Genomic DNA, 15973 nt, shown 5'->3' with positions numbered 1-15973 from the left:
TTTATTTAATTTTTTTAGATTAATTATTAAAATGATTATTAAATTTATAATTATTAATTCAAAGCATCAATGATGGCTTCAGCCACTTCTGTAGTGCTTGCATTTCCGCCAAGGTCTGGAGTCAAGACTTTTCCTTCATTCAAGACTGCAAGTATTGCATCATTCAACTTATCCTCAGCTTCGTACTCTTCCAAATAGTTCAACATCATGCAGGCTGAAAGAAGCATGGCCATTGGATTTGCTATTCCCTGACCTGCAATGTCCGGTGCGGAACCATGGACAGGCTCAAACAATGCTCCATTCTCTCCTATGTTACCGGATGGAATCATTCCAAGACCTCCTACGAGACCTGCTCCTTCGTCAGATAGTATGTCTCCAAAGAGATTGGTTGTTACGATCACTTCAAAGCTTTCAGGCCTTGTGATGAGATACATTGCAGTTGCATCCACATAGAAATCCTCTGCTTCGATTTCACCTTCATATTCCTTGGCCACTTCATAAAAGATTTCCTTGAACAGGCCATCAGTCACCTTCAATACGTTTGCTTTGTGAACACCGGTGACTTTGCCTTTATTGTTGCTTTTGGCGTATTGGAATGCATAGTCAATGATTCTTCTTTCCGCTTCCCTGGTGATGATTCTTCTAGCTATTGCACCTTCCTCTGTATATTCCTCTTCCTTTGCAATATACATTCCTTCGGTGTTTTCCCTTACAATCATGAAGTCAAGATTGTCAAAAAGGGCATTTGTGTTCGGATAGGACTTGACGGGCCTTAGGTTGGCAAATAAGTTCAGTTCCTGCCTAAGCCTTACTATAACATCCGCTGCGGTTTCACCGGCAGCTCCAAAGAGGCATGCATCTGCATTTTTTGCAAGCGCTATTGTCTCATCAGGCAAAGCCTGACCATTTTTCTCAAGGCATTCATCTCCAGCTTCACCGTATGTAAAATTAAAGTCAATGTCCAATGAATCCAATACCTTTATGCACGCATCCATAACTTCCCTACCGATTCCATCTCCTGGAATCACTGCAATATCATACATCATTTAACCTCTTTTATTAAGATAATATTAGATAATAATATATTCGTTAAAAATTTACTTATTCATTTTGATTTCTCAAATAATTGATCAGTCCGCCGGATTCAAGAATTTCCATCATGAATGGAGGAAGTTTTTTGAATTCGATTTCCTTTCCCCTTTCAGATATGATCAATCCATTCTCCATATCAACTTCTATTTCCTCGCCATCTTCAATGATTTCACTTATACCTGGGGCCTCCAAAAGCGGAACTCCCACATTTGTCGCATTTCTATAGAAGATTCTTGCAAAGGATTCGGCTATCACTGCAGATATTCCACATCCCTTGATGGCTATTGGGGCATGTTCCCTGCTTGACCCGCATCCGAAATTGCTTCCTCCAAGAATGAAGTCTCCAGCATCAACTTTTGATTTGAAATCTTCCACCAATCCTTCCATGCAATGCTCTGACAGCTTTTCCTCATCAGTGTAGATCAAGTATCTTCCTGGAAGAATAATGTCTGTATCAATGTCATTTCCAAATTTCCAAACCTTTCCTTTCATATTATTCCTCCCCTGGCACAGCAATTCTTCCTTCAATGGCTGACTGGGCAGCCACTTTCGCTGAAGATAGGTAAACCTTCCCTTCCGGACTTCCCTGTCTTCCCTTGAAGTTTCTGTTAGAGGTTGAAAGACTTACTTCATCAGGGCCAATGAGACCGGTATGGCCTCCAAGGCATGGTCCGCAGCATGGTGCAGATACAAGGGCTCCCGCTTCTACGAATATCTTGATCAATCCTTCATCCAATGCCTTAAGATAAGTCTCTTTAGAGGCTGGAATGACCAGCATTCTTAGGCCATTAGCTATTTCCTTTCCTTTAAGTATTCTTGCGGCATCCCTTAAATCTTCAATTCTGCCGTTAGTACATGAACCGATAAAGACCTGGTCAAGTTCAACGTCACCAAGCTCGCTTGCAGGCCTTACATTGTCAACATTATGAGGGCAAGCTATTTGAGGTTCAAGCTCGCTTACATCAATGTCAATAATCTCCAAGCTATTGGAATCCAAGTCAGTCTTAAGATTGGATTTTTCCATAAAAGCTTTCAATCTATTTTTATTCTCTCCACTAACTCTATCCTTGAGGTATTCATATGTCTTGCTGTCAGGCTCTATAAGTCCTGTTTTTCCTCCCATTTCAATGGCCATATTTGAGAGCACCATTCTCTCTGAAACGTTCATGCTTGAAATGGTTTCTCCTGCAAATTCACAGGATTTGTAGGTAGCGCCATCCGCTCCAACCTGGCCTATGATGCTTAAGATCACATCCTTTGCAGATGTATTCTCTTTCAGTTGACCGTTTACATTGAATCTTATTGTTTCAGGAACCTTAAACCATAACTGTCCGGTGGACAATACCATCGCCATGTCTGTAGAGCCGATTCCAGTTGCAAATGCTCCAAGGGCACCATAGGTACATGTATGTGAGTCTGCCCCTACAATGACTGTTCCAGGTATCACATGGCCCTTTTCAGGAAGGACCTGATGACAGACCCCTTCCTTAACATCGTAGAAGTTCTCAATCTCTTGTTCCTTTACGAATTTTCTCATCAGGATATGGTTGTTTGCAGAGTCAAGTGAATCTGCCGGAACCTGATGGTCAAATGGAATCACTATTTTAGAGGAATCCCATACCTTTTCAGTTCCTATTTTTTCGAATGATTCAACTGCAAGAGGTCCAGTCAAATCATGCATCATGGCTATATCGATATCTGCCATGACAATGTCACCAGCTTCCGCTTCTCCTTTTCCGGAAGCTCTTGCAAATATCTTTTCAGCAATTGTTGACATATTTTCACCTCAATCAAAAAGAGTTAATGATAGTTAGTTAGCATGATTTTTTGATTAAATATAATTTATTTGATTATTTTCAATATTTTGATTTTTACAATATTTCTTTTATTGATTATTTATTGTATTTATACAAATTGCCATAATTTATTAAAGTAATGTCTTCAGGCACATCTTTAATGATGTTTTTTGTATCGAAGATGATTTTTGATTTCATATTCTTTCTTAAAGCGTCATAATCCAAGTCCTTGAATTGATTGTGGTCAGTTAGAATCAGGACCATTGAGGAATCCTTAGTCGCCTCATCGAAATCAAGATAATCAGGATTGTCAAAGTGAGGGTCATGGATAGCTATTTCATATCCCGCTGCCTTCAATCCTGTGATTATTTCAAATGCCGGGCTTTCCCTTGCATCATCGGTATTTCCCTTATATGCAACTCCAAATACGCTGATCTTTTCAGCATCCTTGTCGAGATTGCTCAATATCTTGCCTGTATTCTCTATTACGAATCCAGGCATGCTGTTGTTTGTATCCCTTGCCAACTTGATTATCTTTGCAACGTCAGGAGCCTTTGCATATATGAAATAAGGGTCGATGGCCAGGCAGTGTCCTCCCACTCCAGGACCTGGGCTATGGATATTTACTCTTGGGTGCTTGTTTGCCATTTCAATGACGTCAAGGGCATTGACTCCAATTTCCGCACATATTTTGGCAAGTTCATTGGCAAGTGCGATGTTCACATCCCTAAAGGTGTTTTCCATGCATTTTGACAATTCTGCAGTTTTTGCCTCTGTTTCGATTATTTCCCCTTTCACAAAGGTTCTGTAAACATCTGCAGCTTTGTGGCTGCACTCTTCTGTGATTCCACCTACGATTCTGTTGTTGTTTACCAATTCTTCCATAATCTGTCCAGGGAGAACTCTTTCAGGGCAATGAGCAAGGAACAGATCTTCTCCAATCACAAATCCTTCATTTTCAAATATTGGCTTGATAGTTTCATCGGTGGACATAGGAGCTATTGTGGATTCAATGATGACCACATTTCCTTTTTTCAAGACAGGCAAAATTGATTGGCATGCGGATATTACATAGCTTAAGTCGCAGCTCAAGTCTTCCCTTACATAAGGTGTAGGAACGGTAATGATGAAGGTATCAGCTTCTTCAGGCTTTAGGGAAGCTCTGTAATGGCCTTTTTCCACAGCATTACTAATCGCTTCAGTTATTCCAGGCTCTTCAATATGAGCTATTCCTTGGTTCAATTTTTCAACAATCTCCTCATTAACATCCACTCCAAGGACTTCACAGCCATTTTTAGCGAAGAGTGCCGCTGTCGGCAATCCAATATATCCTTGTCCTACAATACAAATCTTCATAAATATCGCCCTGATAATAGTTTATACGATTTTATATATGATTGTCATTTAATATAAATATTTTATACATATTAAATTTAAAATCTAATAGAATATATTTATATTTTATAAAACTAAAAAATTATATTATGATGTTTGTTGGATAAACTTATATCATGATAAAAATTTTTGAAATTGACTTTGAGGAGAAATAATGAAAATATTAATCACTGGCGCTTATGGAATGTTGGGTTCAGATTTGAGGGAAGTCCTTAAGAACTTTGAATTGATATGCACCGGTTCAAAGGATTTGGATATCACCGATGAGGAAAAGGTAATCGATTTCATCAGTGAAAATATGCCTGATTTGGTCATTAATGCAGCAGCATATACTGCCGTAGATGATTGTGAAACCCATTATGATGAGGCATATGCAGTAAATGCAATAGGCCCTAAAAATTTGGCCATTGCCTGCAAAAAGATTGATGTTCCTTTAGTCCATATCAGCACAGATTATGTCTTTGACGGCAGCAAGATAAGCCCTCTTATGGAAGCTGACAAATTAGGTCCTCAAAGTGCCTATGGAAAGACAAAGCTTGAAGGTGAGAAATTCATTCAAGAGTACACTGACAAGTATTTCATCCTTCGTACCGCATGGCTCTATGGCCTTCATGGCAATAATTTTGTAAAGACTATGCTTGATTTGGCTGAAAGCCATGATGAGATAACCGTAGTCAATGATCAGATAGGATCTCCCACATATTCTCTGGATTTGGCTGTGGCAATCACCAACCTTTTGCATAGTGACAAATATGGAATCTATCATGTGACAAATGAAGGGGAATGCTCCTGGTATGACTTTGCTTGTGACATATTTGAACTCTCTGGCATTGATGTAAATGTCATTCCAGTCACAACTGAAGAGTTTCCAAGACCTGCTCCAAGACCTCATTATTCCGTTCTAGACAATAAGAAGTGGAATGCAGCAGGATTTGTTCCAATGAGAGATTATAAAGAGGCTTTAGGAGCATTCTTATCATTGTATAATTTTTTCAAGAGACTTAGGAAAATTTAATAAAAAAATATTTGATTCAATATTTAAAGCAATTAAAAATCATAATAATTTAATTTAACAATCTATTTAGTTTAAAAAACAATTAATTCAACAATAATTTTTATAAAAGAAGTGATTACATGAAAGGAATTGTATTGGCTGGCGGTGCTGGAACAAGATTGTATCCGATTACAAAAGCTATATCTAAACAGCTATTGCCTTTATATGACAAACCGATGATCTATTATCCGATATCTGTTTTAATGTTGGCAAACATCAAGGAAATCCTGATCATTTCAACACCAAGAGACTTGCCGTTGTATGAGGAGCTCTTGGGAGATGGGTCTGATTTGGGAATATCCTTCTCCTATGCAGAACAGGAAAATCCAAATGGATTGGCTGAAGCGTTCATCATTGGGGAGGATTTCATCGGAGATGACAATGTTGCCCTCATTCTAGGAGACAATGTGTTCCATGGACACAGATTCACAGAGATATTGGAAAGGGCATGTGACCTTGAGGAAGGGGCAGTTGTCTTTGGATACTATACTAACAGGCCTGAGGACTTTGGCGTTGTGGAGTTCGACAAGGAGTGGAATGTACTCTCCATTGAAGAGAAGCCAGAGCATCCGAAATCCAATTATATTGTTCCGGGGCTTTATTTCTATGACAATGATGTCATTGAGATAGCTAAAAAGGTAAAGCCATCTGAAAGAGGAGAGCTTGAAATCACCTCTGTAAATGAAGAGTATCTCAAAATGGGTAAGCTTAAGGTAGAATTGCTTGGTAGAGGTATGGCTTGGCTGGATACCGGAACCCATGACGGTCTCCTTGAAGCAAGTAACTTCATTGAAACCGTGCAAAGAAGGCAAAGCCTATACATTGCCTGTCTGGAAGAGATAGCTTATTTGAAAGGTTATATCACTAAAGAAGACCTGTTGAGATTGGCCAAGCCTCTTAGAAAAACAGAGTATGGTGATTATTTGCTTGAATTGGCAGAGAGAAAATTATAATTAAAAATTTTAATTTAAGCAATGATTTAAAATTATTATTAAGAATTTTTACAATCAGGTGTTTTAATGGGTAAATTCAAAATTACAAGAAGCGAAATTGAAGGTGTCTTCACTGTGGAGCCAACAGTTTTTGGTGATGAGAGAGGATACTTCATGGAAACCTATAATGAAAATGACTTCAAGGAGGAAGGAATTGACCTGACCTTTGTTCAGGATAATCAGTCTAAATCATCAAAAGGAGTTTTAAGAGGACTTCATTTCCAATACACCCAGCCTCAAGGCAAATTGGTTCGCGTAATAAAGGGTGAGGTTTTTGATGTGGCTGTTGACCTCAGAAAAAAATCAGAGACCTATGGAAAATGGGTTGGCGAGATTCTTTCAGAAGAGAATAAAAAGCAGCTTTTTGTACCAAAGGGATTTGCTCATGGATTTTTGGTTTTATCCGATGAGGCTGAATTCGTCTACAAATGCACAGATTTCTATAATGGCGATGATGAGGGAGGAATCATTTGGAATGATCCTGAGATAGCCATTGACTGGCCATTGGATGAGATTGGTGAAGAGAACATTCTTTTATCTGATAAGGATAAATTATGGAAACCCTTAAGTGAGACAGAAACTGACTTTTAACAATATTTATATGATTTCAGGATAGGATAAAAGTTTTATTGATTTAAGTGATTTATATGACTAAAGTTTTAATAACCGGTGGAGCAGGATTCATAGGAAGCAACTTTGTAAAATACATGCTTGAAAAGTATCCGGATTATGAGATTGTGAATCTGGATGCCCTAACATACTGCGGGAATCTTGAAAACTTGGAGGATATTGAAGACAATCCAAATTACACCTTTGTAAAGGGAGACATTCAAGATGCGGAATTGGTCGATTTCATCGTCAAGGATGTGGATTACATAGTTCATTTTGCTGCTGAAAGCCATGTGGACCGTAGCATCGAAGACCCTCAGATATTCATAAAGTCCAATATCATAGGAACTCAAGTGCTCTTGGATGCAGCTAAGAAACATGATATCAGGAAGTTTCTTCAGGTCTCCACTGATGAGGTTTATGGAAGCCTTGGAAGTGAAGGTTACTTTACAGAAGAAAGTCCCCTTCAAGCAAACAGCCCATATTCCGCTTCAAAGGCCGGTGCGGATTTGATGGTCAGGGCTTATGGTGAAACATTCGGTTTGCCTATCAACATTACAAGATGCTCAAACAATTATGGCCCTTATCAATTTCCCGAAAAGCTAATCCCTCTCATGATTTCAAATGCCTTGGAAGATAAGGAATTGCCTGTCTACGGTGATGGAAAGAACATCAGGGACTGGCTCCATGTATACGACCACTGCACAGCAATCGACCTAGTCCTTCATAAGGGTAAATTGGGAGAGGTCTATAATATCGGGGGCCATAATGAAAAGGAAAACATTGAAATCGTAAAGCTCATATTAAAAGAGTTAAACAAACCTGAATCCCTGATCAAGTTTGTTAAAGATAGATTGGGCCATGATAGGCGCTATGCAATTGATTCAACTAAAATTACAGAAGAATTGGGTTGGAAGCCAAAATACACATTTGAAACAGGCATTGTAGAAACCATTAACTGGTATTTGGACAATCCGGATTGGATGGAAAAGGTAAAATCCGGCGAGTACCAGGAATATTATGAGAAAATGTATTCAAAAAAATAGATTAATTATATGATTTTTAATGTTTTATTAGTTTTTTAATTTTTTTATTATTCAAAAAAGTGATTTTATGAAAGTATCAGTAGTGACTCCAAATTATAATGGATTGAAGTTCCTGAACAGCTATTTTGAAACCTTGCTGATTCAAAGCAGATTCATTGAGGAAATCATTATAATTGACAATGCATCTACTGATGGAAGCATAGGATTCATTGAGGAGTTCATCAATAGCTCCAACTATCCGATTGACATAGTTCTAATTAAAAATCAAGAAAATTTAGGATTTGCCCCTGCAGTCAACCAGGGAATCAGAAAGGCAAAGTGCGAATATGTCTATTCAGTGAACAATGATGTCGAATTGGAATGGAATGCCTTGGAGGAGATCATCAAGGCCATGGATGAATCCATTGAATTGGGTGAAAATCCATTTTCAATCCAGTCAAAGATGATTCAGCATTACAATAGAGAACTGATGGATGATGCGGGAGATGAGTATACCATACTTGCCTGGACCAAAAAGATAGGGGATGGCCAGCCTGTGGAAAGATACAATGAAAAGAGAGAGATATTCTCCTCTTGTGCAGGTGCGGCATTGTATAGGAAATCAGTTCTTGAGGAAATAGGATTGTTTGACGATAATTTCTTTGCCTATGTTGAGGACATAGACCTTGCCTACAGGTCTCAGATATATGGCTACAGGAATTATTTCTGCCCGAATTCAATAGTCTACCATTATGGAAGCGGAACAAGCGGAAGCAGATACAACGAATTCAAGATCAGATTGGCAGCCAGAAACAATGTATTCCTGATTTACAAGAACTTCCCAATCATTCAAAAGGTCATTAATTTCATATTCCTCTTCTTTGGATTCCTGATAAAATATCTTTTCTTTGTTAGGAAGGGATACGGATCCATTTATTTGGATGGAATCAAGGAAGGACTGAACGATAGAAAAAAATTAGATAAGACTCCATTTTTAAGGAAAAACTGGAAAAACTACTTTAAGATAGAATGGAAGCTTATAAAAAATACTTTCGCTTATTTAAGGAAATGATTAAATTAATATAATATAGAGATTGTACAAAATTGAAATAGATGTTTTTTATTCATTATTATAGGTGTAAAGATGAGAAAATTAGATTTGTCCATTATCATTGTCAATTACAATACCTTCAAATTAACAAAGGAGACAATCGATTCCTGTTTGGCTGAACCTACCCATTATACATATGAAATCTTTTTAGTGGACAACAAGTCAACCGATGACAGCTTGGAAAAGCTTGAAGACTACTTTAAGGATGAAATATCAAGAGGGACCATCAAGGTCATAGCCAACTCCGGCAATGATGGGTTTGCAAAGGCAAACAACTTAGCCATTGAAGAGGCCCTTGGGGAATACATTCTTCTTTTAAACTCAGATACACTTATAAAGGAAGCTACAATTGATAAATGCATGGATTATATGACCAAAGCTACAAATGCCGACGTCGGCGCTTTGGGATGTAAGGTTTCCCTTGCAGACGGCACCCTTGACAAGGCATGCAAGCGCAGCTTTCCAAATCCTGTAAATGCATTCTATAAGCTGTTCAACATCAAGACATCAAGCGACAGGGACGATTACAATCTGGATGACTTGGATGATGACGGAGTCTATGAGATAGACTGTCTGGTCGGAGCATTCATGCTTGTTCGAAGAACCACAATCGATGATGTTGGCCTTCTGGATGACGCCTTCTTCATGTATGGCGAGGACATTGACTGGTGCTATAGGATAAAGCAGGCAGGATGGAGAATCGTCTACTTCGGCGAGGCTGAAATCATCCATTATAAGGGAGCAAGCAGTGAGGATAAGAAGACCAAAAAGAGAAATCCAAAGCTTATTTATGAATTCTACAGGGCAATGTATGTCTTCTATAGAAAGCATTACACCGAAAAGTACAATGTTCTTGTAAACATTGCCGTTTATATTGGAATAGGGGTTCTATTGGTCTTTAATCTGATTAGGAATGCTTTAAGGTCATAAAATAATAGGTAATTTTATAAATAATATATTTTAAATCTAATATTGATATGAATATAGTATTAAATGTATAAGTGCTTAATTTTTTATCAATTATCAATCAACTTTAAACAAATATCAAATCAATAAACTAAGAGTGGTAAGATGATTAAGGAAAATCAAAGAATATTGAACTCATTGCTTGTTGTAATAGATGTTCTTGTAATTCTGTTTTCATTGGTTCTGGCCTATTACGTCAGATTCAAGACCACTCTATTCGGTCCTTTGGGAGGATCATTGCCTTTTATTGATTACTTGGTATTCACTGTCTTATGCATTATCCCAACCTATCTTCTTTTATACTACTTTTTTGGCCTGTATAAGCCATTCAGGAACAAGTCTTCAATATTGTCCGGTGCAGAGGATATAATAAAAGCGGACATAATGGCTTTCATTATTCTAGTGGCAATTCTCTTCGTCATCAACCAGCCGGATTTCTCAAGAATCATGCTATTCCTGTTAAGCTTGTTCGGTATGGTATTTGCAATTATTGAAAGGGCTCTTGTAATCTTGGTATTGAGATTCATGAGGGTGAACAACCGCAACTTAAAGCATATGCTCATCATCGGGGATAACGAGTTGGCCTTTACCTTTGCACATAAGATCAAGTCCAAAACCTATTTGGGATATAACATTGGCGGATTTTTGGGAAGGAAGGAGCATTTAGGAAAAACATTTGAGGGAATCAAGTTCATAGGCACTTTCAAGGATTTGCCTGATGTCCTGAAGACCCATAAGTTTGACAGGGTTGTCATAGCCATTCCATTGCAGTACTATTATCACTTGAATGAGATTGTGGATGCATGTGAAGAGGAAGGAATCAAGGCGGAAATCATTCCAGACTATTATAAGTATTTGCCTGCAAGGCCTTCCGTTGACATGCTGGACGACCTGCCAATCATCAATATACGATATGTTCCTTTGGATGATGCATTCAATAAGTTCAAGAAGATCATTGAAGATTATTTTGTAGCCATTGTAGCTATTATCATCACCTCTCCAATCATGATTTTGACAGCCATTGCAATTAAATTGGAATCCCCTGGCCCTATCATCTTCAAGCAGGAAAGGATAGGCTATGGCGGAAAGCCATTCATGATGTATAAGTTCAGAAGCATGAAGGTTCAGGATGAGGAGGAAGAGAAATCCCAATGGACAACAGAAGACGATCCAAGAAAGACAAGGGTCGGAACATTCATCAGAAAGATGAGCATTGATGAGTTGCCTCAGTTCTTCAATGTCCTGAAAAGGGAGATGAGCGTTGTCGGGCCTCGTCCGGAAAGGCCATATTTCGTAGAGCAATTCAAGAAGGAAATTCCAAAATATATGGTCAAGCACCAGGTAAGGCCAGGCCTTACAGGGCTTGCTCAAGTAAACGGATATAGAGGAAACACTTCAATTGAAAAGCGTATTGAATATGACATCCGCTATGTAGAGAACTGGAGTCTGGTACTGGACATTCAAATCATGTTGAAGACCATCTTCAAAAGGGATGAGAATGCCTACTGATTGGCTTGAACTCTCGATTTTTCACTTTTTTTAAACTTTTTCATTTTCAAGTCAATTTTCAAATTCAATTGAAATTTATAGTCTTATCTTATTTTTTCATCCTAATTTTAAAATGATTTTAAATTCGTTATTTTTCATATAGATTATTAAATTTCCTTAAAATTGCTAAATTGATGTTATTATGAATTATTATAATGAAAAAAAGCATAATTTTATATATTTGGTCATATAATTGATTATTACAGACTTAATTTTTAAAAATTAGCCTATGATATTTAAGTTTTGAAATTTGACTGAATATTAAATGAGATGAAAACCTAAACTTTTATAAGCTGCAATGTTTTAATATTTATACTCGAATCCTTGAGATTTCAAGAAACCTAAATGATTTGATGATTTTTTTGATATGGATTCATATGAAAATTCGGATATTAAAAATATTAAAATAATATAGATTATAAATATATTATTATAATGAATTTATGATGAAAAATAGAATTGATGATATTGAAAATAAGATTTTTTATTTTATGATTTATTTTTTATTATCGTTTATTTTTATTTGATATTTGCTCTTATTTCATTATTAAATATCTTGTATGGTTACATTTTTAATTAGGCATTTGGGGCCAATATGTTTTTTCACTTGAAACTCCACTATTAGTTTTCAAATGCTCTGTCTTAATTATTATATATGGAGAAAATTAAATTATAATTTAACTTGAAAAAATTGTGATAAAACAAATGGTCAGACTTAATTTCAATCGATCTTTAGCATGAAAATCATATGACGATTCAAATTAAGTGATTGTTGTTTTATTGATTATTTTTACTAAATTTATAATTTAAAAAAAACGAGGGTTTGGTATGGATAAAGAATTTTTCAATGGAATGAATTTAGCTGAAGATATTAGTGAGGAAGATTTCCAATACATTGTGGATGGTTGGGAAAAGGTTCAAGACACATTATCAAAGGATGAATTCATAGATAAGTTTAATAAAGTTAAAGATGAATACAAAGACGCTTCTTTTTTCAGTGACAAGGATTTCATAGACATGGTTGTAAATCCGTTTACCGGAAAGGAAACCGCAACAGAAACTGAAACTGATTTTGATCTTGAGAATCCGAAGACAATCGCCGAGGTTGAACCTGGCCGCCAAGGTTTCAGTGTCATTGCAAGGGTAATGTCTATTTCCAATCCAAAATCATTCATTTCAAGGAAAGGAGAAGAGGGAAGTCTTGCAAATATGCAAATTGCAGACAATACCGGCGAAGTAAGACTTGTTCTTTGGAGCGAAAACATCAAGCATCTTAAGCACATCTCTGAAGGAGACATTGTTGAAATTTCAGAAATTGACTGCAAGGATGGATTTAGAGGAGGCAAGGAATTTTCCTTACGTCCTAGATCATTGCTAAGGGCAATCGACGAGACAAATGAGAACTACCCTAAAAACATTGATGAATTTCCGGTTTATGAAGAGAACCTCATTTCAATTGCAGACATTGTTCCTGATGAAAAGGTTAGCATCATAGGAAGATTGATCAGAGTTCCTGCTCCTCACACTTATGAAAGCAATGGAAAGAAAGGAAAAGTAACTTCTCTTGAAATTCAAGACAGTACCGGGAAAATTTCCTACACCTTATGGAACAAGGATGTAGACCTGATTAATAGGTTAGGCTTAAAAGAAGGGGACATTGTCAAGCTCCTTAATGAGCAATCCAGAGAAAGAAACGGGGAAATCTCATTGTCCCATTGGGATGGAAGAATCCTTAAGGTTGAAGGGGATTTCGACATTCCTGAATATGAAGAGAACATCATTAAAATCGGCAATGCTCAGGAAGTCAAGGATGTTAGCTTGATAGGCATTGTAACTAAAATCCAGGATACAATCGAATTTGATAGGCAGGATGGAACCAAAGGATTTGTGAAGTCAATTGAAATCACTGATGATACCGGTTCCATAAGAGTTACCCTTTGGGGTGACGATACCAAATTGCAAGTTTCCAAAGGGGACATCCTTAAGGTCATCGGCGGAAACATTGAATATGATGACTATGCTACCAGCGGATATAGGGTAAACACCAATTGGAACACTGAATTAAAGGTAAACCCTGATGTCAACGATGACTTGCTTGAAGGATTGAATGACATCTCAAGCAAATTAGGTCCAATAAGCATTGGTGAAGTTCAGGATCATGAAGAAGATGGTGAAGAAGTGGATGTCATCGGAAGATTGGTTACAATTTACGATTCACATTCTTTCCAAAGGGATGACGGTTCAACCGGATTCGTTCGTTCCGGAGATATTGCAGATTCAACCGGAAAAGTCAGGATCTCATTCTGGGATGAGAAGGCAGAGGCTTCATATGGAATAGGCAAGGCATATCAAATTGAAAATGCCAGAACCAGATTAGGCATGTATGAAGTTGAGCTCAATGTTGGAAAGACAACCAGAGTGATTGAACTTACAGATGCTGAAGCTGCTGACTTGCCTTCATTTGAAGATTTGGAAGAGCAAATCTATCAAACCAAGAAAATCTATGATTTGGAAGAGGACGACATGAACGTCAAGGTTGTAGGAAGAATCATGGAAATTGAAGATACCCGTGAATTTGAAAGACCGGACGGTTCCAAAGGTTTGGTTAGAAACATGACCATCGGTGACGATTCAGGTTTCATAGCCGTTACATTATGGGATGACAAGACCAATTTGCCTTTTGATCTCAATGAGGCAATCAAGATTCAAAATCCACGCATAAGGTATAATGACAGGTCCAATCGTGAAGAATTGTCTGTAGGCAATTCAACAAACATATTGCAGCCTTCCTATAATGAACTGAACAGTCTTCCGGATATTGAAGAATTGCAGAATATCCTATACACTTCAAAGGATATTGCAAACCTTGAATTGGAAGATAGAAATGTGAGAATTACAGGTACATTCTCTGAACCTTATATTGAAAGGATCCTAATTCCTAAATGTCCGATCTGCAATCGTACTCTTGAAGATGAGGATGAAGAGGAGTGCCCACATTGTGGAAACTATATAGACAAACCGAAATATCTTTTAATGCTTCCTGCAAAGATCACTGATGAAACCGGTGAAATCCAAGTAACATTCTTCAATGAATTGGTAGAGGAATTGCTTGGCATGAAGCATGATGAAATAGTCGAAATGTATGAGGAAAACGAAGGTGACTTCGGATTCCTAGAGACCAAAGCAATGGATATTGAAGGACAATCCTTGGAATTGATTGCTGATGTGACTTACAATAATTATGATGAAGAGATAAGACTTAGGCCTAAAAAGATCGTTAAGAAAGAGCTATAAGTTTTATTTTATTGCATGATGAACTTTAATAAATTTATTTAATGGGTTGATAATTATGGTAGAACTTGAAGACTTACCTAATGTTGGAGAAAAAACTGCTGAAAAATTAAGGGAAGCAGGGTTTGCTGATATGATGAGATTGGCTACCGCCACCGCTAAGGAATTGGCTGTAAAGGCTGAAATCGGTGAAGGGGTAGCAGAAAAGGTTATTGAAGCAGCACGTAAAGCTGAAAAAATTGATTTTGAAACAGCATTTGATGTGATGGAAAGAAGACGTGATGTTGGCCGCATAACCACTGGAAGCAAAGGCGTCGATGAATTGATTGGAGGAGGAATCGAAACTCAGGCAATCACTGAAGTGTTCGGGGAATTCGGATCAGGTAAAAGTCAGATTTCCCATGAATTGGCTGTCACCGTTCAATTGCCAAAGGAAAAAGGCGGTTTAGATGGTGAATGCGTATTCATTGATACAGAGAACACTTTCAGACCTGAAAGGGTTGAACAGATTGCAGACGCATTTGGCCTTGACCGTGAGGAAGTTTTAAGAAAGATTCACATTGCAAGGGCATTCAACTCCTCTCACCAAATATTAATGGCTGAAAAGATTAATGAATTGATTCAAAGCGGTGTTAATGTAAGATTGGTCATTGTCGACTCACTTATGGCACACTTCAGAGCAGAATATGTCGGAAGGGAATCCTTAGCAACAAGGCAACAGAAATTAAACCAACACTTGCATGCATTGCAGCAAGTGGCTAACACTTATAATGTGGCTGTTTTCCTTACCAACCAAGTTCAGGCAAGACCTGACGCATTCTTCGGAAGTCCGACAAAGGCTATCGGTGGACACGTTTTAGGACATGCTTCAACTTACAGAATCTGGCTGAAAAAAGGATTGGCTGGAAAAAGAATCGCCAGATTGGTGGACAGCCCTCACTTGCCAGAAGGGGAAGCTGTATTTAAAGTCACTACCGATGGTATTGTTGACTAACCCAGCTTTTGCTCGCCTTCGGCTCGCAAAACCTGGACCAAAATCTTTTTCACTAGTGGGGAGTGATTTCACTCTTAACTAATTTTTTTTAATTATTTTT

General features: G+C 37.7%; 13 protein-coding genes. 9 read left to right on the top strand and 4 right to left on the bottom strand.

The window, feature by feature from the left end; genetic code table 11:
* Positions 1 to 53 precede the first annotated feature (53 nt).
* The 4 genes from IJE13_RS07115 to IJE13_RS07100 form a co-directional block, all read right to left on the bottom strand.
* Positions 54 to 1043 carry an isocitrate/isopropylmalate family dehydrogenase gene (locus IJE13_RS07115; RefSeq protein WP_292778709.1) on the bottom strand — a complete coding sequence of 330 codons (990 nt, stop codon included), beginning with the start codon at positions 1041 to 1043 and terminating at the stop codon, positions 54 to 56.
* Positions 1044 to 1101: 58 nt separating this feature from the next.
* The gene (locus IJE13_RS07110) at positions 1102 to 1584 is read right to left on the bottom strand and encodes a 3-isopropylmalate dehydratase small subunit (protein ID WP_292778706.1); all 483 of its coding nucleotides are present in this window, start codon (positions 1582 to 1584) and stop codon (positions 1102 to 1104) included.
* 1 nt (position 1585) lies between these two features.
* Complete coding sequence (hacA, locus tag IJE13_RS07105; RefSeq protein ID WP_292778704.1) at positions 1586 to 2869, bottom strand: homoaconitase large subunit; 1284 nt, start codon at positions 2867 to 2869, stop codon at positions 1586 to 1588.
* A 115-nt stretch (positions 2870 to 2984) separates the two neighbouring features.
* On the bottom strand, positions 2985 to 4244 hold the full coding sequence (locus tag IJE13_RS07100; RefSeq protein ID WP_292778702.1) for a nucleotide sugar dehydrogenase: 1260 nt from the start codon (positions 4242 to 4244) through the stop codon (positions 2985 to 2987).
* Between the two features lie 193 nt (positions 4245 to 4437).
* Here IJE13_RS07100 and rfbD point away from each other — a divergent pair, with 193 nt between their 5' ends.
* The 9 genes from rfbD (at position 4438) to radA (ending at position 15873) form a co-directional block, all read left to right on the top strand.
* Positions 4438 to 5298, top strand: coding sequence for a dTDP-4-dehydrorhamnose reductase (gene rfbD / locus IJE13_RS07095; RefSeq protein ID WP_292778700.1), 861 nt, complete (start codon positions 4438 to 4440; stop codon positions 5296 to 5298).
* Positions 5299 to 5417: 119 nt separating this feature from the next.
* Complete coding sequence (gene rfbA, locus IJE13_RS07090) at positions 5418 to 6290, top strand: glucose-1-phosphate thymidylyltransferase RfbA (RefSeq protein WP_292778698.1); 873 nt, start codon at positions 5418 to 5420, stop codon at positions 6288 to 6290.
* Positions 6291 to 6356: 66 nt separating this feature from the next.
* Complete coding sequence (gene rfbC, locus IJE13_RS07085; RefSeq protein WP_292778696.1) at positions 6357 to 6920, top strand: dTDP-4-dehydrorhamnose 3,5-epimerase; 564 nt, start codon at positions 6357 to 6359, stop codon at positions 6918 to 6920.
* A 56-nt stretch (positions 6921 to 6976) separates the two neighbouring features.
* Positions 6977 to 7984 (top strand): dTDP-glucose 4,6-dehydratase, encoded by a 1008-nt coding sequence (rfbB, locus tag IJE13_RS07080; RefSeq protein WP_292778694.1) that lies wholly within the window; start codon positions 6977 to 6979, stop codon positions 7982 to 7984.
* A 67-nt stretch (positions 7985 to 8051) separates the two neighbouring features.
* The gene (locus IJE13_RS07075; protein WP_292778692.1) at positions 8052 to 9035 is read left to right on the top strand and encodes a glycosyltransferase family 2 protein; all 984 of its coding nucleotides are present in this window, start codon (positions 8052 to 8054) and stop codon (positions 9033 to 9035) included.
* Positions 9036 to 9107: 72 nt separating this feature from the next.
* Positions 9108 to 10004, top strand: a complete 897-nt coding sequence (locus IJE13_RS07070) for a glycosyltransferase family 2 protein (protein ID WP_292778690.1) — start codon at positions 9108 to 9110, stop codon at positions 10002 to 10004.
* A gap of 141 nt (positions 10005 to 10145) precedes the next feature.
* Positions 10146 to 11549, top strand: a complete 1404-nt coding sequence (locus IJE13_RS07065) for an undecaprenyl-phosphate glucose phosphotransferase (protein WP_292778687.1) — start codon at positions 10146 to 10148, stop codon at positions 11547 to 11549.
* 867 nt (positions 11550 to 12416) lie between these two features.
* Positions 12417 to 14882, top strand: a complete 2466-nt coding sequence (locus tag IJE13_RS07060) for an OB-fold nucleic acid binding domain-containing protein (RefSeq protein WP_292778685.1) — start codon at positions 12417 to 12419, stop codon at positions 14880 to 14882.
* A gap of 55 nt (positions 14883 to 14937) precedes the next feature.
* Positions 14938 to 15873, top strand: coding sequence for a DNA repair and recombination protein RadA (gene radA, locus IJE13_RS07055; RefSeq protein WP_292778683.1), 936 nt, complete (start codon positions 14938 to 14940; stop codon positions 15871 to 15873).
* Positions 15874 to 15973 lie beyond the last annotated feature (100 nt).

The organism is Methanobrevibacter sp., from assembly GCF_017410345.1.
In the GTDB taxonomy this organism is placed as follows: Archaea; Methanobacteriota; Methanobacteria; order Methanobacteriales; family Methanobacteriaceae; genus Methanobrevibacter.
The sequence above is the reverse complement of the archived record's forward strand: the minus strand, read 5'-3'. Positions and strand labels throughout refer to the sequence as shown.

Bases quoted from the DNA above. Each gene is read 5' to 3' on its own strand.
- rfbC (WP_292778696.1), top strand. From the start codon at position 6,357: ATGGGTAAATTCAAAATTACAAGAAGCGAAATTGAAGGTGTCTTCACT.
- radA (WP_292778683.1), top strand. From the start codon at position 14,938: ATGGTAGAACTTGAAGACTTACCTAATGTTGGAGAAAAAACTGCTGAA.
- IJE13_RS07110 (WP_292778706.1), bottom strand. From the start codon at position 1,584: ATGAAAGGAAAGGTTTGGAAATTTGGAAATGACATTGATACAGACATT.
- IJE13_RS07060 (WP_292778685.1), top strand. From the start codon at position 12,417: ATGGATAAAGAATTTTTCAATGGAATGAATTTAGCTGAAGATATTAGT.
- rfbA (WP_292778698.1), top strand. From the start codon at position 5,418: ATGAAAGGAATTGTATTGGCTGGCGGTGCTGGAACAAGATTGTATCCG.
- IJE13_RS07115 (WP_292778709.1), bottom strand. From the start codon at position 1,043: ATGTATGATATTGCAGTGATTCCAGGAGATGGAATCGGTAGGGAAGTT.
- IJE13_RS07100 (WP_292778702.1), bottom strand. From the start codon at position 4,244: ATGAAGATTTGTATTGTAGGACAAGGATATATTGGATTGCCGACAGCG.
- rfbD (WP_292778700.1), top strand. From the start codon at position 4,438: ATGAAAATATTAATCACTGGCGCTTATGGAATGTTGGGTTCAGATTTG.
- rfbB (WP_292778694.1), top strand. From the start codon at position 6,977: ATGACTAAAGTTTTAATAACCGGTGGAGCAGGATTCATAGGAAGCAAC.
- IJE13_RS07065 (WP_292778687.1), top strand. From the start codon at position 10,146: ATGATTAAGGAAAATCAAAGAATATTGAACTCATTGCTTGTTGTAATA.
- IJE13_RS07075 (WP_292778692.1), top strand. From the start codon at position 8,052: ATGAAAGTATCAGTAGTGACTCCAAATTATAATGGATTGAAGTTCCTG.
- hacA (WP_292778704.1), bottom strand. From the start codon at position 2,869: ATGTCAACAATTGCTGAAAAGATATTTGCAAGAGCTTCCGGAAAAGGA.
- IJE13_RS07070 (WP_292778690.1), top strand. From the start codon at position 9,108: ATGAGAAAATTAGATTTGTCCATTATCATTGTCAATTACAATACCTTC.